The sequence below is a fragment of the Zhihengliuella halotolerans genome, assembly GCF_004217565.1.
GTDB classification, from domain to species: Bacteria; Actinomycetota; Actinomycetes; order Actinomycetales; family Micrococcaceae; genus Zhihengliuella; species Zhihengliuella halotolerans.
This window is the reverse complement of record NZ_SHLA01000001.1, coordinates 1548719-1569385: the sequence shown is the minus strand read 5'-3', so window position 1 is coordinate 1569385 and position 20667 is coordinate 1548719. Positions and strand designations below refer to the sequence as shown.

Sequence of the window (20667 nt, the reverse complement as noted above, 5' to 3'; positions counted from 1 at the left end):
CAGACGAGGATAAAGTCGTGCACATGAGAGAAGCCCCCACGGATCAGCCGATCATGGCCAACCCGCGGGCCGAGCGCGTCAGGGACGTCGCCCGGCTCGCCACCCGCAGCGGTCGCAACAAGTCCGGACTCTTCCTCGCGGAGGGTCCCCAAGCCGTGCGCGAAGCGATCCGTCTTCACGCCGAGCGAATCCGGGAGGGGCGCGACGGCATCGTGCAGTGGATCTTTGCCAGTCCCGTTGCCGCCGAGCGGCACCCCGAGCTGGTCGCCGGGGTCGACGGTTGCGAGGTCCGGCTCGCCGAGCCGGCCGTCATCGCGGCGATGGCCGATACCGTGACACCGCAGGGGATCATCGCGGTGTGTCGCCAGACGATCGTCTCCCTGCCGGACATCATCGCGGCGCGCCCCCGGCTGGTCGCCGTGTTGTGCCGGGTCCAGGACCCGGGAAACGCTGGCACCATCCTGCGGGCTGCGGACGCGGCGGGGGCCGACGCCGTCGTTACGACGAGCGGAAGCGTCGACCTCTTCAACCCCAAGGCCGTGCGTTCAACGGTGGGGTCGATCTTCCACCTGCCGCTCGCCGTTGGGGTCGACTTCGCGGAACTCGTGGAGGGACTGCGGGCTGCGGGCATCGGGATCATTGCGGCCGACGGCTACGGAGACGCCGACCTCGACGAGCTGCAGGACGCGGCGGCGGCTCACCGGCTCCACAACAGGGCGGGGGAGCAACCGCTCCTCGGACAGCCGAGCGCATGGCTCTTCGGGAACGAGGCGGCCGGGCTCGACGAATCGGAGCTCGCAGCGGCGGACCAGCGCGTGGCGGTGCCGCTGTACGGGGTGGCCGAGTCGCTCAACGTCGGCACCGCCGCCACCGTCTGCCTGTACGCGTCGGCCCGCGCCCAAAAGCGAAATCCCGCACTGGCGGACTAAGCTGGCTCGGGGCGCGGCCTGTCTGCCCGTCCGATGAACTAGAGGTCCCAGGGAAAGGAACGACCGTGGCAGCTTCCGGCGGAACCAAGGCGGTGGTCGCGGCGCTGATCGCGAACCTCACCATCGCGGTCTTCAAATTCATCGGCTGGGCGTTGACACAGTCGTCGTCGATGTTGGCCGAGGCCATCCACTCCGTGGCCGATTCGGGCAATCAGGTGCTGCTCCTCGTGGGTGGCAAGGCAGCCAAGAAGCAGGCCAGCCCGGAGCATCCGTTCGGCTACGGCCGTGAACGGTACGTCTACGCCTTCATCGTCTCGATTGTGCTCTTCACAGTCGGCGGGCTCTTCGCGCTCTACGAGGCGTGGCACAAGTTCCAGGACCCGCACGGCATCGAGGGACGCTGGTGGTGGGTGCCCGTGGCGGTCCTCGTCGGCGCGATCATCGCGGAGTCGTTCTCCTTCCGCACGGCCGTCATCGAGTCGAACCACGTGCGCGGCAAGAAGAGCTGGGTCCAGTTCGTCCGGCGCGCGAAGTCGCCGGAACTGCCGGTCATCCTCCTCGAAGATCTCGGAGCGCTGCTCGGGCTGGTCTTCGCCCTCACCGGCGTCGTGCTGACGCTGCTCACCGGTGACGGCATGTGGGACGCGGCCGGCACGGCGTGCATCGGGCTGCTGCTCGTCGTCATCGCGGTCGTCCTGGCCATCGAGACCCGTTCCCTCCTGCTGGGCGAGTCGGCGACGAAGGAGCACGTCGCCGAGATCGAGGCCGCCATCACCGCCGACGGCACCCGCATCGTCCACCTCAAGACCCTGCACCTGGGCCCGGAGGAGTTGCTCGTCGCCGCGAAGATCTCTGTCGATCGCGATGCGACGGGCGAGGGGATCGCCGCCGTCATCGACGGGGCGGAGGAGCGCATCCGCGCGGCCGTGCCGATCGCGCGGGTCATCTACCTCGAACCGGACGTTCCTCGCAGCGGACACGACGACGTCGAACGGGTCGCCGGGACGGGCACGGCGTGAGCGCGCCCGAGCGCGGACTGATTCAGATCGTCGGCGCGGCGATCGTCGACGATCTTGAACGCCCGCGCCAGCTGCTGGCCGCTCGGCGGACCAGGCCCGCCCAGTTCGCCCGACTGTGGGAATTCCCCGGCGGCAAGGTGGATCCAGGGGAGGGATGCGAGGCGGCACTCCTGCGGGAGCTCGACGAGGAACTGGGCGTGAAGGCCACCCTCGGGGCCGAGGTTCCAGGGGAGACGAGCCAGGGCTGGAAGCTCGCCGGCCCCGCCGCGATGCGGGTCTGGTTCGCCCGCATCGACCGCGGATTCCCGCTGCCGATCGAGGACCACGACCTGCTGCGCTGGGTGCCCCTCGACGGGGCGGCCGGGGCGCTCGAATGGATTCCGGCCGACCTGCCGATCGTCGAGGCGGTCTCCAGCGCCGCTAGATACTAGAAGAGAGAGCCCTGGGCCGGCTCTACGCCGCTCGGCGGGTGCGGAGCGTGGGCGTCGGACGTGGCGTGCTCGGGCCGGCGCAGCGCCCATGGATCCGGCTCGAAGCCGTGCCCCCGGCGAAGCTCGCCGACCTGCTGCCCGAGCCACAGCCGATATTCCTTGGACGCGACCGCGCCGCGGCGGTAGAGATCCTGATACCTGGGCACCAGGTGCGGATGATTCCGAGCCAGCCAGGCCATGTACCACTCCCGCGCCCCTGGGCGCAGGTGCAGCGGGCCGGCGGTCAGGCTGGTCGCCCCCGCGCCGCGCACCCGCGAGAAGAGCGCGCTCAGAGCTTCCTCGGAGTCGCTGAGCCACGGCAGGATCGGCATGGCCATCACGGAGCATTCGATACCGGAGGCGGCGAGCCGCTCGAGCAGGCGGAACCGGGCCGTGGGGGAGGGGGTGCCCGGCTCGATGCTCTCGCTGAGCGCGTCGTTGGTCATCGCGATCGACAGGCCGACGCCGACCGGCACGCGGGCGGCGGCCCAGGCCAGGAGGTCGGCGTCGCGAGCGAGCAGGGTGCCCTTCGTCAGGATCGAGAACGGAGTGCCGGAGTCGGCGAGGGCGCGGATGATCTCCGGCATCAGCCCATAGCGCCCCTCGGCGCGCTGGTACGGGTCGGTATTGGTCCCGAGGGCGACGTGCTCGCGCTTCCACCGGGGCCGGCCCAGCTCCGCCCGCAGCACTTCGGCGACGTTGCGCTTGACGACGACTTGCGAATCGAAGTCCTGACCGTAGTCGAAGTCCAGGTAGGTGTGGGTCTTGCGCGCGAAGCAGTAGATGCACGCGTGGGTGCAGCCGCGGTAGGGGTTGATCGTCCACGAGAAGGGCATCTCGGATCCGGACGGAACCTTGTTCAGCGCGCTCTTGGCGACGACCTCGTGGAAGACGATGCCGTCGAACTCCGGCGTGCGCACCGAGCGCATCAGCCCCGGCAGGTCGAGGAGGGGCTCAGCGGAGTGCGGATGCGGGGCACCGGCCTGTGGCGCGACGGACTTGTCCGCCCCGTCAGCACGGGTCTTGGGGGACACCCGGCCGGTGCCCGCATCCGGCTGTCCGACCGGGGGCCGGATCAGCTGAGCTTCCCATCTCACGCATCCAGTAGAACATGACTTCGAAGCAATTGTCCAGACCGCTGCGGAATTCGAATCATCCGGTGGCGTTAGGATGGCTCTGATGATCCTTCTGACAGGCTTCGAACCCTTCGGCGGCGCCGCTGAGAATCCCTCGATCGACGCGGCCCGGCTCGCTGCGCGCGAGCTCCGCGACGCCGGTGGGGATGCCGTCGCCGTCGAGCTGCCGTGCGTGTTCGGCCGCGGTCCCGGCACGGCCGGGGGAGCGCTGGCGGCCGCGCTGTCGGAGCATCGCCCCGACGTCGTCGTCGCCGCAGGGCTGGCCGGGAACCGCGGCCGCCTCTCGCTCGAGCGAGTCGCCATCAACCTGGTGGACGCGCGGATCCCCGACAACGCGGGAGGGCAGCCGGTCGACGCCCCCGTGCGCGCGCAGGCCCCCGCCGCCTATTTCACGAGTCTGCCGGTCAAGCGCGCGCGGGCCCGGCTCGAGGCGGCCGGGCTGGAGGCGGAGATCTCACAGACCGCCGGCACGTACGTGTGCAACGCCGTCTTCTTTGAACTGATGCACCTGCTCGCCGGATCTCCCGGGGTCCGCGCGGGATTCGTGCACGTCCCTCCGTCCGGCGGGCAGTGGACGGTGCCGCGCATCGGGGCCGGGCTTGCCGTCGTCGCGCGCTGCGCCGCCGAGGCGGGCGGTGGCCACGACGACGCCGTCACCGCGGGCGCCGAGTCCTAGACCCGAGTGCCGCCCCGGCGGCGCCGAGGGTGCGCAGGGCCGCGGCGATCCTTGGCGCCACCGGGCGCGGCGGGCGCTCTAGATAGCCGCCGAGTCCTAGGCCGGCCCGGCGCTCGAAGACGTTTCGCGAGGCGGGGTCGCCCGTGCGTGCGAGCGACCAGCCGGCCGCCGCGAAGTACAGCGGGAGGAACGGCAGGCCGAGGCAGAGCGCATACTGCGTAGCGTGCGTCGACTCGTGGGCCATGAGCTCCGGAAGCTTCTCGGGCCGTCCGAGCCGCGGCCGCAGGAAGACGACGGAGCCGATCGTGAAGGCGCCCGCGGCGGGCAGCCGCCAGCGGTAGCTGGTCGCAACCAGCACATGGCCCGCGAACGGTTCCGTCCGGCACCCGGCCGCCGCGGCGAGCAGGAGGCCGGCCGGGGTCGAGAGGTTGACCCAGTTCGCCGTGCTGCGGATCGCCGCCCAGTCCATGCCGCCAGCATACTGCCGCACGCGAGGGCGGGCACGGGGTGCGCGCCGGGCAAGGGATCTGAACTAGACTTGGGTCCGATTGACTGCACCCGAATCACACTGAAAAGGGCCGTATCCACCCATGTCTGACGCAACGTCGGCGCTGTCCGACGCCCCAGAGACCGAGCTAGGCGTGAACGAGCCGGAGACTCCGGCCGTCCCGCACCCCACCGACGAGGCCGCCGTGTCGGCCGCCGTCGAGGCCGCCCTCGCCGCCTTCGCCGCCGCCGGCGATCTGGCTGAGCTCAAGGTCGCCCGCCTGGCCCACACGAGCGACAAGTCCCCGCTGGCCCTGGCCAATCGGCAGATCGGGCAGCTCGACAAGACCGAGAAGGCGGCCGCCGGCAAGATCGTCGGCGCAGCCCGCGGTCGTGTGAACAAGGCGCTCGCCGCGCGCACGGCCGTACTCGAGGAGGAGGAGGCCGCCCGCATCCTCGTTGAGGAGACCGTCGACGTCACGGCCGCACCGCGCCGCCGTCGCATCGGCGCCCGCCACCCGCTCTCGATCCTGCAGGACCGGGTCTCCGACGTGTTCGTCGGCATGGGTTGGGAGATCGCCGAGGGTCCAGAAGTCGAGTCCGAGTGGTTCAACTTCGACGCTTTGAACTTCAAACCGGACCACCCGGCCCGCGAAATGCAGGACACGTTCTTCGTCGAGCCGGCGGAGGCGCACCTGGTCCTGCGCACCCACACGTCACCCGTCCAGGTGCGCTCCCTGCTCGAGCGCGATCTGCCGGTCTACGTGCTGTGCCCGGGCCGGACGTTCCGTACCGACGAGCTGGACGCGACCCACACGCCCGTGTTCCACCAGTTCGAAGGACTCGCCGTCGACAAGGGCCTGACCATGGCCGATCTGCGCGGCACGCTCGAACACTTCGCACGGCAGATGTTCGGGGCCGAGGCCCAGATCCGCCTGCGCCCGAATTTCTTCCCGTTCACCGAGCCGAGCGCCGAACTGGACATCTGGCACCCGGGTGCCAAGGGCGGCCCGAGCTGGATCGAGTGGGGTGGCTGCGGCATGATCAACCCGAACGTGCTGCGCGCCGCCGGCATCGACCCGGAGGAGTACTCCGGCTTCGCATTCGGCATGGGTGTCGAACGCACCCTGATGTTCCGCAACGACGTCGACGACATGCGCGACATGATCGAAGGCGACGTCCGCTTCAGCCAGCACTTCGGGATGGAGATCTAAGACATGCGTATTCCACTCTCATGGCTGCGCGAGTATGCGCAGGTACCGGCCGACGCTACGGCCGAAGACATTATGGCCGACCTGGTGAAGGTCGGACTCGAGGAGGAGGACGTTCACCGCCCCTCTGATGAGCTCACGGGCCCGATCGTCGTCGGGCAGGTCCTCTCCCTGGAGAAGGAGCCGCAGAAGAACGGCAAGACCATCAACTGGTGCCAGGTTCGCGTCGTGCCCGAGGGACAGCCCCAGACCCTCACCGGTGACGGCATCGATCCCTCCGGCGTGCAGGGCATCGTCTGCGGCGCCCACAACTTCGAGGTCGGGGACAAGGTCGTTGTGACCCTGCCCGGCGCCGTGCTGCCCGGAGACTTCCGCATCAGCCCGCGCAAGACCTACGGACACGTCTCCGCCGGCATGATCGCCTCCGTGCGCGAGCTCGGGCTCGGCGAGGACCACGAGGGCATCATGGTGCTCTCCGACTTCGGCCTGGACGCCGAACTCGGCGCTGACGTGTTCGAGCTCTTCGGCCTGAGCGACGAGGCCGCCGAGATCAACGTGACCCCGGACCGCGGCTACTGCTTCTCGATCCGCGGCGTCGCCCGCGAGTACGCGCTGTCCACCGGCACCGAGTTCGTCGACCCGGTCTCGCGCATCACCGTCGCCGATCCTGCAGGCCAGGACTATCCGGTCCGGCTCGAGGATCAGGCCCCGATCGACGGCGTTCCCGGCTGCGATCGCTTCGTCGCGCGCACGGTCCGCGGCGTCGACGCCACGCGCCCGACCCCGCAGTGGATGGCCTCGCGCCTGCGGCTGGCCGGCATGCGCTCGATCTCGCTCGTCGTGGACATCTCCAACTACGTCATGCTCGAGCTCGGCCAGCCACTGCACTTCTACGACGCCGCGAAGCTGCGCGGGCCGATCGTCGTGCGCCGCGCCAACCCGGGCGAGAAGCTCACGACCCTCGACGAGAAGGTGCGCGAGCTCTCCACTGAGGACCTGCTCATCACGGACGACCGCGGCCCCATCGGCCTCGCCGGCGTCATGGGCGGCGCCGAGACCGAGGTCGGCTCGGACACGAGTGACGTCGTCATCGAGTCGGCGCACTTCGACGCCGTCTCGATGGGCCGCACGCGCCGCCGCCACCGCCTGCCCTCCGAGGCGTCCAAGCGCAACGAGCGCGGAGTGGACTTCGCGCTCGCCGACGTCGCCGCGCAGCGGGCCGTCGACCTGCTCGTCGAGCTCGCCGGAGGCACGACCGAGCCCACAGCGACCGATGTCCGTGAGGACCCGGCCGCCGTCGTCATCGATCTGCCGGAGGGCTTCGCCTCCCAGCTCATCGGAGTCGACTACACGCGCGAGCAGGAGCTCGCCGCGCTCGCCGGAGTCGGCGCGGACGTCGAGGAGTACGACGGCGGCCTGCGCGTCACGCCCCCGACGTGGCGTCCGGACCTGGCCATCAAGGAGGACCTTGTCGAGGAGATCGCCCGGCTGGTCGGCTACGACCAGATCCCGGCGACCCTGCCCGTCGCGCCCCCGGGCCGCGGCCTCACCCGCGCCCAGCAGCTGCGCCGCCGGGTGCTGCAGGGACTCGCCGACGCCGGGCTGACCGAGGTGCTTTGCTACCCGTTCGTCTCGACCGCGCAGAACAACCGGTTCGGCACGCCGGCCGAGGGCGAAGAGGTCGCGGCCGTGAAGCTCGCGAACCCGATCTCCTCTGAGTTCGGCTACCTGCGCCGGTCGCTGCTGCCGGGCCTGCTCGACGCGGCCCGCCGCAACCACGGTCGCGGCTTCCGCGATCTGGCCCTGTACGAGGCGGGGCTCGTCTTCGAGCCGGGTGAGCAAGTCGGTTCGGCCGTGCTGCCCCCGCTGGGCGCGAAGCCGGCCGACGAGGTGCTCGAGGAGCTCTACGCCGGCATCCCGGGCCAGCCGTGGCACGTCGGCGGCGTCCTGCTCGGGCACGAGGCTCCGGCCGCCGCCGGGTACGCCCCGCGCGCGTGGGAGTGGTCCGACGCGCTGGACGTGGCGCGCTCCGTGGGTGACCTGCTCGGCGTCGACCTCGAGGTTGCCCAGGGGGCGCACCAGGCCTTCCATCCGGGCCGCACCGCGGTCCTGTCGCTGCGATCGGGTGAGGTCGTCGGCTACGCCGGCGAGCTGCACCCGAAGCTGCTCGCCGAGCAGGACCTGCCCGAGCGGGCCGCCGCCTTCGAGTTGAACCTCGAGGAGATCATGGCCGCTGCGGCGGACGTGGTCGTCTCCAAGCCGATCTCGACGTTCCCGGTCTCGACCCAGGACGTCGCGCTCGTCGTCGACGGCGGCACCGTCGCCTCGGACGTGCTCGAGACCCTGCGGGAGGGCGCCGGCGAGCTGCTCGAGGAGGTCGCGCTGTTCGACGTCTACTCGGGCGCCGGCATCGAGGAGGGAAAGAAGTCGCTGGCCTTCGGCCTGCGCTTCCGCGCCGCCGACCGCACCCTGACGGCGGACGAGGCCTCCGAGTCGCGCGCCGCCGCGGTGGCCCTGGCCGCCGAGCGGCACGGGGCCGTGCAGCGCTAGGCGAGACGTCGTCGTCGTAGGACGACGTCACGCGCCACCCGGGGGCGGCGAGCACGAGCTCGCCGCCCCCGGCGTTTTAACGCCGCGGGTCAGCCCCGGCCGGCGGCGATCGAACCGATGCCCGCCGCGAGCAGTCCCGCCGTGAGGATGACCGCGCCCACGGGGATCAGGAGGGATGCGCGGTTGGGTTTGGCCGGGTCCCGGCCCAGGACGCCGAGGAAGAAGCCGGCGGGCATGAGAATCGCCGCGGTGGGTATCCCCGATCGGGCCAGCCAGAGGGCCCAGGACGGCAGGTCGGCGCTGTCGGTGTAGGGCAGGACGGCCAGGGCGAGGACGAGCAGGACGGCGGCATGGGCGTGGCCGGCGCGGTACCAGCTCTTCTGGAGGCCGTTGGTCGGGTGACCGCCAGTCGTGACGCGGATCAGGAACGCGCCGCCGGCCTCGACGGTGATCAGGGCCAGCATCAGGATGCCGGCCAGCGTGAGGGTTGCGGGTTCCATCGTGTTGCCTTCCGTGCGGGGACGATCGGGAGTATTGTGGATAGCTCTGCTATCCACAATAGATAGTGTTGGTATCCACGGCAAGGGGTGCGGATGAGGATCTCGGAACTTGTTGAAACGACGGGGGTGCCGTTGGCGACGGTGAAGTACTACCTGCGGGAGGGCCTGCTGCCGTCCGGCCGGCCGGTCGGCGCCAAGCTGTCGGACTACGGCGAGGACCACGTGCGGCGCCTCGCGCTCGTGCGCGCACTGCGGGACACGGCAGGGCTGCCGCTGGCCAGTGTGCGCACCATCGTCGCCTTGATCGACGCGCCGGAGGGCGACCTCGTCGCCTCGCTGGGACGCGCGATCGCCGCGCTGCCGCCGACCGTCGACCCGGCCGGGTCCGGCCCCTATCCGCGGGCCGCAGGCGTCGCCCGCGAGATCGGGGCGAACATCGACCCGGACTCCACGGCCATGGCGCAGCTCGAGGACGCGTTGGAAGCCGCGGAATCGGTCGGGCTCGGCATCAGCGACGAACGCGCCCGCGTCTATGCGCGGCACGTGCGAGCCATCGCGGAGTTCGACGTCGCAGCCGTCCCCACGGGCGATCGCGGCGCCGCCATCGAGTATTCCGTGCTCGGCACGGCGATCTACGAACCGGTCATCGCGGCTATGCGCCGGCTCGCGCACCAGCACGTCGCGCGCGCCGCCGGCGCGGACGGCGCCGGACGCTAACCTGGGAACATGAGCGAACTCGAGACCCCCGCCGTCGCCGCCGCCCGCGCGGCCGGCATCGACTTCACGACCACCCGGCACGGCCGCGTGGGCAGTCTGGAGGAGGCCGCCGCGGCCCGCGGTGTCGAACCCCGCGACCTGATCAAGACCCTCGTCGTGCGCCGCGCCGCCGACGAGCATCTGCTCGTGCTCGTCGGCGGCGACCGCAGGTTCTCCTGGCCCAAGCTGCGGGCGGAGCTCGGCACCAACCGGCTCTCGATGCCGGACGCGGCCGAAGCGCAGCGCGTGACCGGTTACGAGCGCGGCACGATTACCCCGTTCGGCACCGTGCGCCCGCTCGAGGTCGTCGCCGACGCGAACATCGCCGGGCGCACGATCTCGCTCGGCGCCGGAGCGCACGGCGCGGGCCTGACGGTCGCCGCCGACGACGTCGTGCGGCTCTTCGGCGCGAGACTGGCCGACATCTCCGACACCGCCTAGCGGCTCAGAACTCCTGGCCCTCGCCGACGACGGCGGCCGCCGGGCCGACGATGAGCGGGTCCGGAAACCCGACCAGTTCCCGGTCTTTGCCCGCGTAGTCGAAGAGGCTGAGCACGTAGCGCATCGCGTTCAGCCGCGCCCGCTTCTTGTCGTTCGATCGCACCACGGTCCAGGGCGCCCACGCCGTGTCCGTCTGCTGGAACATCTCCTCCTTGGCCCGCGTGTAGGCGTCCCACTTGTCCAGCGATGCCAAATCCATGGGGGAGAGCTTCCACTGCCGCACGGGATCGATCTGGCGGATCGTGAACCGGGTGAGCTGCTCCGCGCGCGAGACGGAGAACCAGAACTTCACCAGATCGATCCCGTCGTCGACGAGCAGCTTCTCGAAGGCCGGGGCGTGGGCGACGAAACGGTCGTGCTCGGCCTCCGTGCAGAAACCCATGACGCGCTCGACGCCGGCCCGGTTGTACCAGGAGCGGTCGAACATCACGATGTCCCCGGCCGCCGGGAAGTGCTGGACGTAGCGCTGGAAGTACCACTGCGTGGACTCGCGCTCGGTCGGCTTCTCGAGCGCCACGACGTGCGCGCCGCGCGGGTTCAGGTGCTCGGCGAAGCGCTTGATGGTTCCGCCCTTGCCGGCGGCATCCCGCCCCTCGAAAACGATCACGAGTCGCCGCCCCGTCGCCTTGATCCACTTCTGGAGTTTCAGCAGTTCGATCTGCAGGGCGCGCTTCTCGGTCTCGTACGTCTGCCTCTCCAGCCGCGCGTCGTAGGGGTAGTCCTCGCGCCACGTCTCGACGGGAGAGCCGTCCGCGCGGAGCAGGACGGGGTCGTCATCGTCGTCGTCGAGGACGGTGTAGCCGTGCAGCGCCGGGTCGATGAGCAGCTGATCTTCTCGCATGAGTGCAAGACTAGGGGTGCACCGTGAACAACCGGTGAAGCGGGGGAGGACCCCGATTGACCCCGAGGAGGCACGTGCCGCACCCGCCCGTCACGCTCATCGCCGTCCCGTACTCGTTCGCCGGGCAGCTGCCCGAGGCGTGGCTCACGCCCGCCGAACGCGAGCGCGCTGCGGCGTACGACGACGGCGTTCCCCGCCGTCGTTTTCTCGCCGGCCGGCTCGGCGTGCGTTTCGCCGTGGCCGCGCACCTGGGCGTCCGCGAGGTCATGCGTGACCCCGGCCGGGTCGTCCTTTCCGGGCAGTGCCCGAAGTGCGGCAGCGCGGCACACGGCCGGCCCGAGGCCGCCGTCGATGGTGAGAAGCTTGCGCTCAGCCTGAGTTACTCGCGCGGCGACGTCCCGGGTGGCGCCCCGGGGGAGAGCGGGTGGCTGCTCGTCGCGACGGGGCCGGCGGAATCGGAGCTAGGCGTCGACGTCTGCGCGCCCATCGACGAGTGGATCGGGATCTTCGACGCGCGCCAGGAGCAGACGCTGCGGCTGCTGCCCGAGAAGCTGCGCGCCCGTGAGGCCGCGCGCCGGTGGGCCGTGATCGAGGCCCGCGGCAAGGCCAGCGGACACGGGATCGTGCCCGGCCCGAGCCACGCGGGCTCCGCGGCCGACGCCGAGCCCGCGCGGCTCGCCGGCCAACTCGACCCCGCCCCGGGCACGGTCGGGGAATGGGCCGGTGCGCTGTCAGCGCTCGGCGTGAAGATCGTGGTGGCCGGCACGGAGGCCGAGAGCGCCGCGCTTCCGCAGCTGCGCGCCGCCGTCGTGATGCAGGCGCCTACGCGCGGCTGACCGGGAACGGCGGCAGCGCGGTGGCGAACAGCCATGGGCGCATCAGTTCCTCGGCGCCGTCCGCGTGACCGGCGGCCTGATCCACGTGCGCGATGAAGCGCGGGTAGTCAACGTGGCCGTGCCGGTTCGCCTGCGTCCAGGCGCGCAGCATCGCGAAGAACGCGGTGTCCCCGAGCCATCGCCGCACAGCGTGCACGGTCAGCGCCCCGCGCTTGTAGACGCGGTCGTCGAACATGTTCGCCGCACCGGGCTCGCCGACCCGAACGTCCTGCGGCTTCTTCGCCAGTCCCGCGTAGGCGGCGCGGGCGCGCTCGTCGACCGTGCCCTGCCCCGCGGCCTCGGACCACAGCCACTCGGCGTAGCACGCGAAGCCCTCGTGCATCCAGATGTCCTGCAGCCTCGCGGCGGTCAGCGAGTTGCCGAACCACTGGTGGGAGAGCTCGTGGGCGATGAGCCGCTGCTGCTCCCAGCCGGGTGCCAGATGGTTGCGCCCGAAGATCGAGAGCCCGTGAGCCTCGAGCGGGATCTCGAGCTCGTCCTCCGTCACGACCGCCGCGTACGCGTCAAACGGGTACGGCCCGAACGCCTCGCTGAACGTCGCGATCATCCGCGGCTGGTCGGCGAACGCCGCCTCCGCCTTCGCCTTCAGCTCGGCCGGCGCCAGCAGGATCTGCGCGGGCAAGACGACGGCGGCCGCGTGCCGGCCGCCGATGCCGGCGCCGTCTGCGGGGATGACCCAGCGCTCGTAGCGGCCGATCTGCAGGGTCGCCAGATAGGTCGCCATGGGCTCGCGCACCTCGTACACCCAGCGCTCCCGGCTGGCTTTGCGCGTGTGGTCGACGAGCTCGCCGTTGCACACGGCGCGGTAGTCGGCGTCCGTCGCGACGGCGATCCGGTACGTCGCCTTCTGGCTGGGGTGGTCGTTGCAGGGGAACCAGGTGGCCGCCCCGTTGGGCTGGCCGGCGACGAGCACGCCGTCGTCGAGTTCCTCCCAGCCGACTTCGCCCCAGACCCCGGCGCGCGGGCTCGGGCTGCCGGCGTAGCGGATCGCCGCGGTGAAGCGCTCGCCGGCCGGCACGCGGGTGGCCGGCGAGACCACCAGGCGGTCCCCGCGCATCTTGAAGGCGGCCTTCTTGCCGTTCACGGAGACCTTGAGGACCTTGAGCCCGGCAAGGTCGAACTCGATCTTCGCCAGCGCGCGCGCCGACGTCGCGGTGATGGTCGCGGTGCCCGCGAGGTGGTTGCCGCCGAGCTTGCACTCGAGGTCCAGATCGTAGTGCTCGACCCGGTAGCCGTCGCTGCCGTTCTCGGGCAGATAGGGGTCCGGCAAGACGGGGGCTGTCGGCGTGCTCATAGGAGTCAACCCTACGTGTTCACGGGCACGAGTGGCTCGTCGGCGCCGTCGTCGTGCACGATGACGGCGGGCGCGGGCCGCTGCCACGGGGTGACCGGGTTACCCATCCACGAGGTCGAGCCCATGATGTCCTCGCCGCGCATGACGAGCGAGACCGGGCCCACCGTGGCGCCGTCGCCGATCGAGGCCGCCGGCAGGATCACGCCGTTGGGACCGAGCGTGGCGCCGCGGCCCAGCACGACGGAGTCGATGGCCATGACCCGGTCGTGGAAGAGGTGCGTCTGGACGACGCAGCCGCGGTTGACGGTTGAAGAGTCGCCAAGGCGCACGAGGTCGGCCTCGGGCAGCCAGTAGCTCTCGCACCAGACGCCGTGGCCGATACGGGCGCCGAGGCCGCGCAGGAACCAGACGAGGGCAGGAGTGCCGGAGGCGGCGCGCGCGAACCACGGCGCGCAGACCATCTCGACGAACGTGTCGACGACCTCGTTGCGCCAGATGAACGACGTCCACAGCGCGTGCCGGCCCGCGCGGATCGGGCCGACGAGCACCCACTTGGCGACGATGGAGACGACGGCGGCGACGGCCCCGGCCGCGAGCATGACCGCCCCGCTGACCGCGCCGGCAGCCACCGGCCCCCACGCGCTGGAGAGCCAGTCGAGGCCCGCGAGCACGCCGGCGGCGATGCCCACGGTCACCACGACCGGGACGAATCGGCAGAGCTCCCACGCGGCGCGGGCGACCTTGAGTCGTCGCGGAGGCAGGAACGTGCGCGACTCGTCGAGGTCCTGTTCGACGCGGCGCAGCCTCACGGGCGGGCTGCCGAGCCACGACGACCCGGCTTTGGCCTTGGGGGGCGTCGCCGAGAGGACCGCGACGAGCCCGCGCTTGGGCACGCGGCGGCCGGCGGCGGCGATGCCGGAGTTGCCGAGGAACGCCCGCTTGCCGATCTTGGCCGGGCCCACGTGCATCCACCCGCCGCCGAGCTCGTAGGAGGCCACCATGGTGTCGTCGGCGAGGAACGCGCCGGAGGCGATCGTCGTCATCTTCGGCACGAGCAGGACGGTCGACGCCTCGACGTTCCGGCCGACCTTGGCCCCGAGGAGGCGGAGCCAGACGGGTGTGAAGAGCGACGCATAGAGGGGGAAGAGCAGGTCGCGGGCCACGTCGAGCAGGCGCTCGGTGGCCCAGACCTGCCAGCCGATCCGGCTGCGCACGGGGTGCCACCCGGCGCGCAGACCGATCCCGAGGGCCCGCACCGCGAGCGCGATCAGCACGGCGGTGCCGAGGAACCAGGCGAGGGCGACGGCGGGCACGACGGCGGCCAGCGCCAGCCAGTCGCCGGACAGCGAATCGCCGCCGCGCAGCATCCAGGCCCCGAGCAGGGCCGCGCCCAGGACCGAGACCCAGGGCACGAGCGCGAGCGCGGCCGAGGCGGCCCCGAAGCCGATGGTCGCGAGCGCGCCGCCGGAGGGCTTGGACTCGGGCCAGGCGGGTTTGGCCTTGCCGGTGCGCTTGGCGGGCGAGCCCGCGTAGGTCGAGTCGGGGCGTGTGGCGCCGACGACGGCGGATCCGGAGCGCACCTCGGTGCCGGCACCGACCCGGGCGCCGGGCAGGAGGGTCGAGCGGGCCCCGACGCTCGCGCGGGCGCCGATCACGATGGCGCCGACGTGCACGTCGTCGCCATCGATCCAGTAGCCGGAGAGGTCCACCTCCGGCTCGACACTTGCGCCTCTGCCGACGGTGAGCATGCCGGTGATCGGGGGCACCGAGTGCAGGGTCGCGTCGCGCCCGACCTTCGCCCCGAGCGCCCGCGCGTACAGGGGCACCCACGGGGCGCTCATGAGGGAGACCGGGTCGATCAGGTCGGCGACGTGCTGGGCCAGCCAGAGGCGCAGGTGCACGCTGCCCGAACGCGGGTAGACGCCGGGAGTGAGCCCGCGCAGTAGCGCCCGTGCCGCGACGACGGAGAGGCCCATGCGCCCGAGCGGGCTCACGAAGACCAGCCACAGCGCTGCGAGGGCCCACCAGTCGACCGTGACGGGGGACGTGAAGATCCCCAGGGCGCCTGCGATGCCGTTGCCGATGAGCAGGTACGTCAGCCAGCGCAGGCCGACGAGCACGAACAGCGGGATGCCGAGGAGCGTCTGGACGACCTGGGCGTTCCGGCTGGTCCGGGCCACAGTGCGCTGCGGGGCGTCGTCGTCGGCGGTGCCCTCGCCGAGTGACTCGAGCAGGGCTCCGAGCCGCGGGTGTTGGTAGAGGTCGCCGACGGTGACCGACGGGTACCGCACACGCAGGCGGGAGACGAGCTGCGCGGCGGTCAGCGAGCCGCCGCCGGCGGCGAAGAAGTCTGCATCGAGGCTGGCCGGCTCGGCGCCGAGCACAGCCGTCCAGGAGTCGACGATGAACCGGGCGTCCGCGCTCAGATCCGGCAGCCCGTCGTCGTCGTTCACGTTCAGCTGCGCGAGCGGCCACGGCAGCGCGTTCCGGTCCACCTTGCCGCTCGTCTTGGTCGGCAGGGACTCGACGACGGCCAGGCGCGGGATCAGCGCGGCCGGCAGTTCGACGGCGAGGCGCTCGCGGGCCGCGACCAGGTCGTGGTCCGCGGGCGCGGCCAGGTATCCGATGAGCAGCTGGTTCCCGGCCGCCGTCGTCTTGACCGCGGCGGCCGCCCCGGCGACGCCGGGCAGGGCCTGCAGCGCGGCGTCGATCTCGCCGAGCTCGATCCGCCGCCCGCCGAGTTTGACCTGCTCGTCGGCGCGGCCGACGAAGATCAGCCCGGCCGGGTCGTTGACGACGAGGTCGCCGGAGCGGTAGGCGCGCTCCCAGCCGAGCGTGGGCATCGGCGCGTACTTCTCGGCGTCCTTCGCCGGGTCGAGGTAGCGGGCCAGGCCGACGCCGCCGATGATGAGCTCGCCCGTCTCGCCGTCGCCCACTGGGATTCCCGCGGCGTCGACGACCGCGAGATCCCACCCGTCGAGGGGCAGGCCGATGCGCACGGGGTCGGTGCCGTCCATGAGCGCGCCGCACGCGACGACGGTCGCCTCCGTGGGCCCGTAGGTGTTCCAGAGCTCGCGCTCGGGTGTCGAAAGGCGCGCGGCGAGTTCGGGCGGGCAGGCCTCGCCGCCGAAGATCAGCAGCCGAACGTTCTCGAGCGCCTCGGCGGGCCAGATCGCTGCGAGCGTCGGCACGGTCGAGACGGCGGTGATCCCGCGCGAGGTCAGCCACGGCCCCAGGTCGACTCCGGAGCGCACGAGGGCGCGCGGGGCGGGGACGAGGCACGCGCCGTGGCGCCACGCGAGCCACATCTCCTCGCATGAGGCGTCGAACGCGACCGAGAGGCCGGCGAGCACGCGGTCGCCCGGGCCGAGCGGCTCGTCTTGCAGGAACATGCGGGCCTCGGCATCGACGAAGGCGGCCGCGGAGCGCTGCGAGACCGCCACGCCCTTCGGGGTGCCGGTCGAGCCGGAGGTGAAGATGATCCACGCGTCGTCGCCGGCAGCGGCGGCCCGCGGAGAGGGGAAGGGGGCCGGCCGGTCCTTGGAGACGACGTCGTCGCCGCCGCCGCGCAGGATTCCCGCGACCTGCGCCTCGGTGAAGACGAGGCGGGCCCGCTCGTCCGGGTCGTCGGCGTCGACCGGAACGTAGGCCGCCCCGAGCGTCAGGGTCGCCAGGATTGAAATGTAGAGCTCGCGGGTGCCCGAGGGGATCCGGACGCCGACCCGGTCGCCAGCCCCGAGTCCCGCCTGGTGCAGCTCGAGGGCCTTGCGGCGGACCTCTTCGGCAAGCTCGGCATAGGTCAGGGCGGTGTCGCCGTCGTCGAGGGCGAGCGCGTCGGGCCAGCGCTCGACGGAGCGCTGGAAGATCTCGACGAGCGTGCGCGCCTCGGGCGCGGCGTCGGCGCGGGGAAACTGGCAGGGGTGAACAGGGGTCTCGGAAGACATGGGTGCTTTCTGCAGGACGCCGCCGGGCGGCGCGAGAGGCTGCTGGTCGCCGCCGATGCTATGCGATCGAGGTGACGCGGACGTGTCCAGCAGGTGGGTGAAGAGGTTAAGGGATGAGCAGAAGCTTGCCGATCGTCGCGCGGGACTCCAGATCGGCGTGCGCGCGGCCGGCCTCGGCGAGCGGGTACGAGGCCCCGACGCGGATGTCCAGCTGCCCGCTCGCGACGAGCCCGTAGATCTCGCCGGCCCGCCACGAACGCTCCGCGGGCGTGAGCAGGAAATCGCCGAGCTTCGGCCGGGTCACGGTGAGCGAGCCGCCCGCGTTGAGGCGCTGCAGGTCGACGGGCGGCACCTGTCCGGAGGCGCCGCCGAAGAGCACGAGCGTGCCGCGCGTGCGCAGCGCGGCGAGCGAGACGTCGAACGTGTCGCGGCCGATGCCGTCGTAGACCACGTCGACCCCGCGCCCGCCGGTGACCTTCTCCACCGTGGCTGCGACGTCGTCGTACCCGACGACGTGGTCCGCTCCGGACTCGGCGGCCAGCGCCGCCTTCTCCGGCGTGGAGGTGGTCGTGATGACGGTGGCGCCGCGCAGCTTGAGCAGCTGCGTGAGAATGCCGCCGACGCCGCCGGCGCCCGCATAGGTCAGGACCACGTCGCCTTCGGCGACGTCGTAGCTCGAGTTCACGAGGTAGTGGGCGGTGAAGCCCTGCAGGGGGACGGCCGCCGCGACGAGGTCGGACACTCCGTCCGGCACGCGCACGGCCCGTTCGGCGTCGAGCAGCATCACGGAGGCGTACGTCGCCGCGCCCTCGGCGGTCGCGACCCGGTCGCCGACGGCGAAGTCCGTCACGCCCTCGCCGACGGCCGAGACGACGCCGGCCGCCTCGGAGCCGGGCACGAACGGGTACGGGACCGGGTAGACCCCGGCGCGCTGGTAGGTCTCGATGAAGTTCACGCCGGCGGCGGCGACGTCGACCACGAGTTGGCCCGGGCCGGGGCGTGGCGCCTCGATCTCCGCGGTCTCGAGGACCTCGGGTCCGCCGGCCTCGCGGGCCTGAACAACGTACGGCATGGTGATGCTCCATTCGGTGCGCGGGGACGTGGAGATCCCCACTTTACTGAGGGGATACGTCGACCGCGGCACGGCGTGACACAGGGGACGACATCTATGAATAATTATTAGCAATCATGCATAGTTGTGACTATGCTGGGCGCATGACGATTTCAGTGGCCGTGTCAGGGGCGAGCGGGTACGCGGGCGGCGAGGTCCTGCGCCTGCTGGCCCGGCATCCCGAAGTGCAGATCGGGGCGATCACCGCCCACAGCAATGCCGGAGCGCGGCTCGGGTCGCTGCAGCCGCACCTCTTCGCGCTCGCCGACCGCGAGCTCGTCGACACCACGCCCGAGAACCTCGCCGGGCACGACGTCGTCTTCCTCGCGCTGCCGCACGGCGCCAGCGGCGCCATCGCCGCCGAACTGCCCGGCGACGTCCTCGTGATCGACGCCGGCGCCGACCACCGCCTCGCCTCCTCCGAGGCGTGGGAGGAGTTCTACGGCGGCGACCACGCCGGCACGTGGCCGTACGGCCTGCCCGAGCTGCCCGGCGCGCGCGCCGAGCTCGCCACCGCCCGCCGCATCGCCGTGCCCGGCTGCTACCCGACGAGCGCTCAGCTAGCGCTCGTGCCCGGCTTCGCCGCCGGCGTCCTGGAGCCCGACGACGTCGTGATCGTCGCCGCCTCCGGCACCTCGGGCGCGGGCAAGTCGCTCAAGCCGCACCTGCTCGGCTCCGAGGTCATGGGCGGCATGAGCCCCTACGGCGTCGGCGGCGTGCACCGCCACACCCCCGAGATGGAGCAGGGTTTCTCCCGCGCCGCGGGCGCGCCCGTGACGGTCTCCTTCACTCCGACGCTCGCGCCCATGTCCCGCGGCATCCTCACGACGGCCACGGCCCGTGTGAAGCCGGGCGTGACCGCGGAGCAGCTGCGCGCCGTCTGGGAGGACGCGTACGCGGACGAGGCGTTCGTGCACGTGCTGCCCGAGGGCCAGTGGCCGCAGACGAAGGCCGTGCTCGGAACCAACCACGCCGCCCTGCAGCTCGCCCTCGATCCGCGCACGGGCCGGCTGATCGTGGTCGCCGCGATCGACAATCTGACCAAGGGGACGGCCGGCGGCGCCGTGCAGTCCATGAACATCGCGCTGGGATTCGACGAGATGACCGGCCTGAGCTTCGAAGGGACGGCCCCGTGATGAGCCAGTCACCCAGCACCTCCACCGCGGATTCCGGCCCGTTCGGGGTCACCGCCCCGGCCGGCTTCCGGGCGGCCGGCGTACCCGCCGGCCTGAAGTCGACGGGCGCGCGCGACGTCGCCGTCGTCGTCAACGACGGCCCGAAGAAGGCGGCCGCGGCCGTCTTCACGTCCAACCGTGTCGCCGCCGCGCCCGTGCACTGGTCGCGCCAGGTCGTCTCCGACGGCCGCGCCGACGTCGTCGTGCTCAACTCCGGCGGCGCCAATGCGTGCACCGGCCCGGAGGGCTTCGGCAACACGCACCGCACGGCCGAGCACGTCGCCGACGCGCTCGGGGTCAGTGCCGCCGACACGATCGTCTGCTCGACCGGCCTGATCGGCGTACAGCTGCCCATGGACAAGCTGATTCCGGGCGTCGACGCGGCGGTCGCCGCCCTCGGCGCGGGCGGCGAGAACGACGGCGGCGCCGCAGCCGCCGCGGCCATCATGACCACCGACTCGGTCTCCAAGCAGTCCGGCTTCGCCGGCACCGGCTACAGCATCGGCGCCATGGCCAAGGGAGCCGGCATGCTCGCACCCGGGCTCGCGACGATGCTCGTCGTGATCACCACCGACGCCGACGTCGAACCGGCCGCGTTGGACGCCGCCCTGCGCGAGGCGACCCGCGTGAGCTTCGACCGCACCGATTCGGACGGCTGCATGTCGACCAACGACACGGTCGTCCTGATGGCGTCGGGCGCGTCCGGCACGGCTCCGGAGCCGGCCGAGTTCTCTGCCGGGTTGACCGCGGTCTGCACGGACTTGGCGAAGCAGCTCATCACCGACGCCGAGGGCGCCGGCCACGACATCGCGATCCGCACATTCAACGCCGCCTCCGAGGCCGACGCCGAGCTCGTCGGCCGCGCGGTCGCCCGCTCGAACCTGTTCAAGACCGCGATCTTCGGCCAGGACCCGAACTGGGGCCGCATCCTCTCCGCGGTCGGCACGACGTCGGCCGCGTTCGAGCCGGACCGGCTCAACGTCACGATCAACGGTGTCACGGTGTGCCGTGGCGGCGGGGTCGGCGACGACCGCGACCTCGTCGACCTGACCGGGCGCGACGTGAGCGTCGAGATCGACCTTGATGCCGGAGCCGCCGAGGCGACGATCTGGACCAACGACCTCACGCACGAGTACGTGCACGAGAACTCGGCCTACAGCAGTTAAGGACAC

At 71.8% G+C, this 20667-nt stretch carries 18 protein-coding genes; 11 read left to right on the top strand and 7 right to left on the bottom strand.

What is annotated here, in order from left to right; all coding sequences use genetic code 11:
• Window positions 1–23: 23 nt before the first annotated feature.
• The 3 genes from EV380_RS07065 to EV380_RS07055 all read left to right on the top strand — a co-directional run bounded on the left by EV380_RS07065 (window position 24) and on the right by EV380_RS07055 (window position 2379).
• Entirely contained in the window at window positions 24–929 is a 906-nt protein-coding gene (locus tag EV380_RS07065) for a TrmH family RNA methyltransferase (RefSeq protein WP_130450312.1), read from the top strand.
• 65 nt (window positions 930–994) lie between these two features.
• A complete protein-coding gene (locus tag EV380_RS07060) occupies window positions 995–1948 on the top strand; it encodes a cation diffusion facilitator family transporter (protein ID WP_130450310.1) in 954 nt (317 codons plus the stop codon).
• Entirely contained in the window at window positions 1945–2379 is a 435-nt protein-coding gene (locus tag EV380_RS07055; protein WP_130450308.1) for an NUDIX domain-containing protein, read from the top strand. Before EV380_RS07060 ends, EV380_RS07055 begins: the two co-directional genes overlap by 4 nt.
• On the opposite strand, the gene EV380_RS07050 is transcribed toward EV380_RS07055, so the two are convergent.
• Window positions 2376–3515, bottom strand: coding sequence for an Rv2578c family radical SAM protein (locus EV380_RS07050; RefSeq protein WP_207219355.1), 1140 nt, complete (start codon window positions 3513–3515; stop codon window positions 2376–2378). The two genes, EV380_RS07055 and EV380_RS07050, sit on opposite strands and share 4 nt — an antisense overlap.
• Window positions 3516–3597: 82 nt before the next feature.
• On the opposite strand from EV380_RS07050, the gene EV380_RS07045 reads away from it, so the two are divergent.
• A complete protein-coding gene (locus EV380_RS07045; protein ID WP_130450306.1) occupies window positions 3598–4230 on the top strand; it encodes a pyroglutamyl-peptidase I in 633 nt (210 codons plus the stop codon).
• On the opposite strand, the gene EV380_RS07040 is transcribed toward EV380_RS07045, so the two are convergent.
• Window positions 4208–4699, bottom strand: coding sequence for a hypothetical protein (locus EV380_RS07040; protein ID WP_207219353.1), 492 nt, complete (start codon window positions 4697–4699; stop codon window positions 4208–4210). The genes EV380_RS07045 and EV380_RS07040 overlap by 23 nt on opposite strands.
• A gap of 121 nt (window positions 4700–4820) precedes the next feature.
• On the opposite strand from EV380_RS07040, the gene pheS reads away from it, so the two are divergent.
• Window positions 4821–5930 carry a phenylalanine--tRNA ligase subunit alpha gene (gene pheS, locus EV380_RS07035; protein WP_130450304.1) on the top strand — a complete coding sequence of 370 codons (1110 nt, stop codon included), beginning with the start codon at window positions 4821–4823 and terminating at the stop codon, window positions 5928–5930.
• A 3-nt stretch (window positions 5931–5933) separates the two neighbouring features.
• Window positions 5934–8477 (top strand): phenylalanine--tRNA ligase subunit beta, encoded by a 2544-nt coding sequence (pheT, locus tag EV380_RS07030; RefSeq protein ID WP_130450302.1) that lies wholly within the window; start codon window positions 5934–5936, stop codon window positions 8475–8477.
• Between the two features lie 89 nt (window positions 8478–8566).
• Here pheT and EV380_RS07025 read toward each other — a convergent pair whose 3' ends face one another.
• Window positions 8567–8977, bottom strand: coding sequence for a hypothetical protein (locus EV380_RS07025; protein WP_102158151.1), 411 nt, complete (start codon window positions 8975–8977; stop codon window positions 8567–8569).
• A 93-nt stretch (window positions 8978–9070) separates the two neighbouring features.
• Here EV380_RS07025 and EV380_RS07020 point away from each other — a divergent pair, with 93 nt between their 5' ends.
• Window positions 9071–9694 carry a MerR family transcriptional regulator gene (locus EV380_RS07020; RefSeq protein WP_130450301.1) on the top strand — a complete coding sequence of 208 codons (624 nt, stop codon included), beginning with the start codon at window positions 9071–9073 and terminating at the stop codon, window positions 9692–9694.
• Window positions 9695–9703: 9 nt separating this feature from the next.
• Window positions 9704–10174 carry an aminoacyl-tRNA deacylase gene (locus EV380_RS07015; RefSeq protein ID WP_130450299.1) on the top strand — a complete coding sequence of 157 codons (471 nt, stop codon included), beginning with the start codon at window positions 9704–9706 and terminating at the stop codon, window positions 10172–10174.
• A gap of 4 nt (window positions 10175–10178) precedes the next feature.
• Here the strand turns inward: EV380_RS07015 and ppk2 are convergent, their stop codons facing one another.
• The gene (gene ppk2 / locus EV380_RS07010; RefSeq protein ID WP_102158154.1) at window positions 10179–11075 is read right to left on the bottom strand and encodes a polyphosphate kinase 2; all 897 of its coding nucleotides are present in this window, start codon (window positions 11073–11075) and stop codon (window positions 10179–10181) included.
• A gap of 74 nt (window positions 11076–11149) precedes the next feature.
• Between ppk2 and EV380_RS07005 the strand changes: the two genes are divergently transcribed.
• Entirely contained in the window at window positions 11150–11911 is a 762-nt protein-coding gene (locus tag EV380_RS07005) for a 4'-phosphopantetheinyl transferase family protein (protein ID WP_130450297.1), read from the top strand.
• Here EV380_RS07005 and EV380_RS07000 read toward each other — a convergent pair.
• The 3 genes from EV380_RS07000 to EV380_RS06990 form a co-directional block, all read right to left on the bottom strand.
• Window positions 11898–13265, bottom strand: a complete 1368-nt coding sequence (locus EV380_RS07000) for a M1 family metallopeptidase (RefSeq protein WP_130450295.1) — start codon at window positions 13263–13265, stop codon at window positions 11898–11900. The two genes, EV380_RS07005 and EV380_RS07000, sit on opposite strands and share 14 nt — an antisense overlap.
• Before the next feature lie 11 nt (window positions 13266–13276).
• Window positions 13277–17209 (bottom strand): Pls/PosA family non-ribosomal peptide synthetase, encoded by a 3933-nt coding sequence (locus EV380_RS06995; protein WP_130450293.1) that lies wholly within the window; start codon window positions 17207–17209, stop codon window positions 13277–13279.
• Between the two features lie 106 nt (window positions 17210–17315).
• Window positions 17316–18281, bottom strand: coding sequence for a quinone oxidoreductase family protein (locus tag EV380_RS06990; protein WP_130450292.1), 966 nt, complete (start codon window positions 18279–18281; stop codon window positions 17316–17318).
• A gap of 143 nt (window positions 18282–18424) precedes the next feature.
• On the opposite strand from EV380_RS06990, the gene argC reads away from it, so the two are divergent.
• Window positions 18425–19456 (top strand): N-acetyl-gamma-glutamyl-phosphate reductase, encoded by a 1032-nt coding sequence (argC, locus tag EV380_RS06985; protein ID WP_130450290.1) that lies wholly within the window; start codon window positions 18425–18427, stop codon window positions 19454–19456.
• A complete protein-coding gene (gene argJ / locus EV380_RS06980) occupies window positions 19456–20661 on the top strand; it encodes a bifunctional glutamate N-acetyltransferase/amino-acid acetyltransferase ArgJ (RefSeq protein WP_102158160.1) in 1206 nt (401 codons plus the stop codon). Before argC ends, argJ begins: the two co-directional genes overlap by 1 nt.
• Window positions 20662–20667: the final 6 nt, after the last annotated feature.

What these genes read in the sequence shown, in the direction of transcription:
- EV380_RS07065 (WP_130450312.1), top strand. Translation starts at nt 24, where the DNA reads ATGAGAGAAGCCCCCACGGATCAGCCGATCATGGCCAACCCGCGGGCC.
- EV380_RS07045 (WP_130450306.1), top strand. Translation starts at nt 3,598, where the DNA reads ATGATCCTTCTGACAGGCTTCGAACCCTTCGGCGGCGCCGCTGAGAAT.
- EV380_RS07040 (WP_207219353.1), bottom strand. Translation starts at nt 4,699, where the DNA reads ATGGACTGGGCGGCGATCCGCAGCACGGCGAACTGGGTCAACCTCTCG.
- pheS (WP_130450304.1), top strand. Translation starts at nt 4,821, where the DNA reads ATGTCTGACGCAACGTCGGCGCTGTCCGACGCCCCAGAGACCGAGCTA.
- pheT (WP_130450302.1), top strand. Translation starts at nt 5,934, where the DNA reads ATGCGTATTCCACTCTCATGGCTGCGCGAGTATGCGCAGGTACCGGCC.
- EV380_RS07025 (WP_102158151.1), bottom strand. Translation starts at nt 8,977, where the DNA reads ATGGAACCCGCAACCCTCACGCTGGCCGGCATCCTGATGCTGGCCCTG.
- EV380_RS07020 (WP_130450301.1), top strand. Translation starts at nt 9,071, where the DNA reads ATGAGGATCTCGGAACTTGTTGAAACGACGGGGGTGCCGTTGGCGACG.
- EV380_RS07015 (WP_130450299.1), top strand. Translation starts at nt 9,704, where the DNA reads ATGAGCGAACTCGAGACCCCCGCCGTCGCCGCCGCCCGCGCGGCCGGC.
- ppk2 (WP_102158154.1), bottom strand. Translation starts at nt 11,075, where the DNA reads ATGCGAGAAGATCAGCTGCTCATCGACCCGGCGCTGCACGGCTACACC.
- EV380_RS07000 (WP_130450295.1), bottom strand. Translation starts at nt 13,265, where the DNA reads ATGAGCACGCCGACAGCCCCCGTCTTGCCGGACCCCTATCTGCCCGAG.
- EV380_RS06995 (WP_130450293.1), bottom strand. Translation starts at nt 17,209, where the DNA reads ATGTCTTCCGAGACCCCTGTTCACCCCTGCCAGTTTCCCCGCGCCGAC.
- EV380_RS06990 (WP_130450292.1), bottom strand. Translation starts at nt 18,281, where the DNA reads ATGCCGTACGTTGTTCAGGCCCGCGAGGCCGGCGGACCCGAGGTCCTC.
- argC (WP_130450290.1), top strand. Translation starts at nt 18,425, where the DNA reads ATGACGATTTCAGTGGCCGTGTCAGGGGCGAGCGGGTACGCGGGCGGC.
- argJ (WP_102158160.1), top strand. Translation starts at nt 19,456, where the DNA reads ATGAGCCAGTCACCCAGCACCTCCACCGCGGATTCCGGCCCGTTCGGG.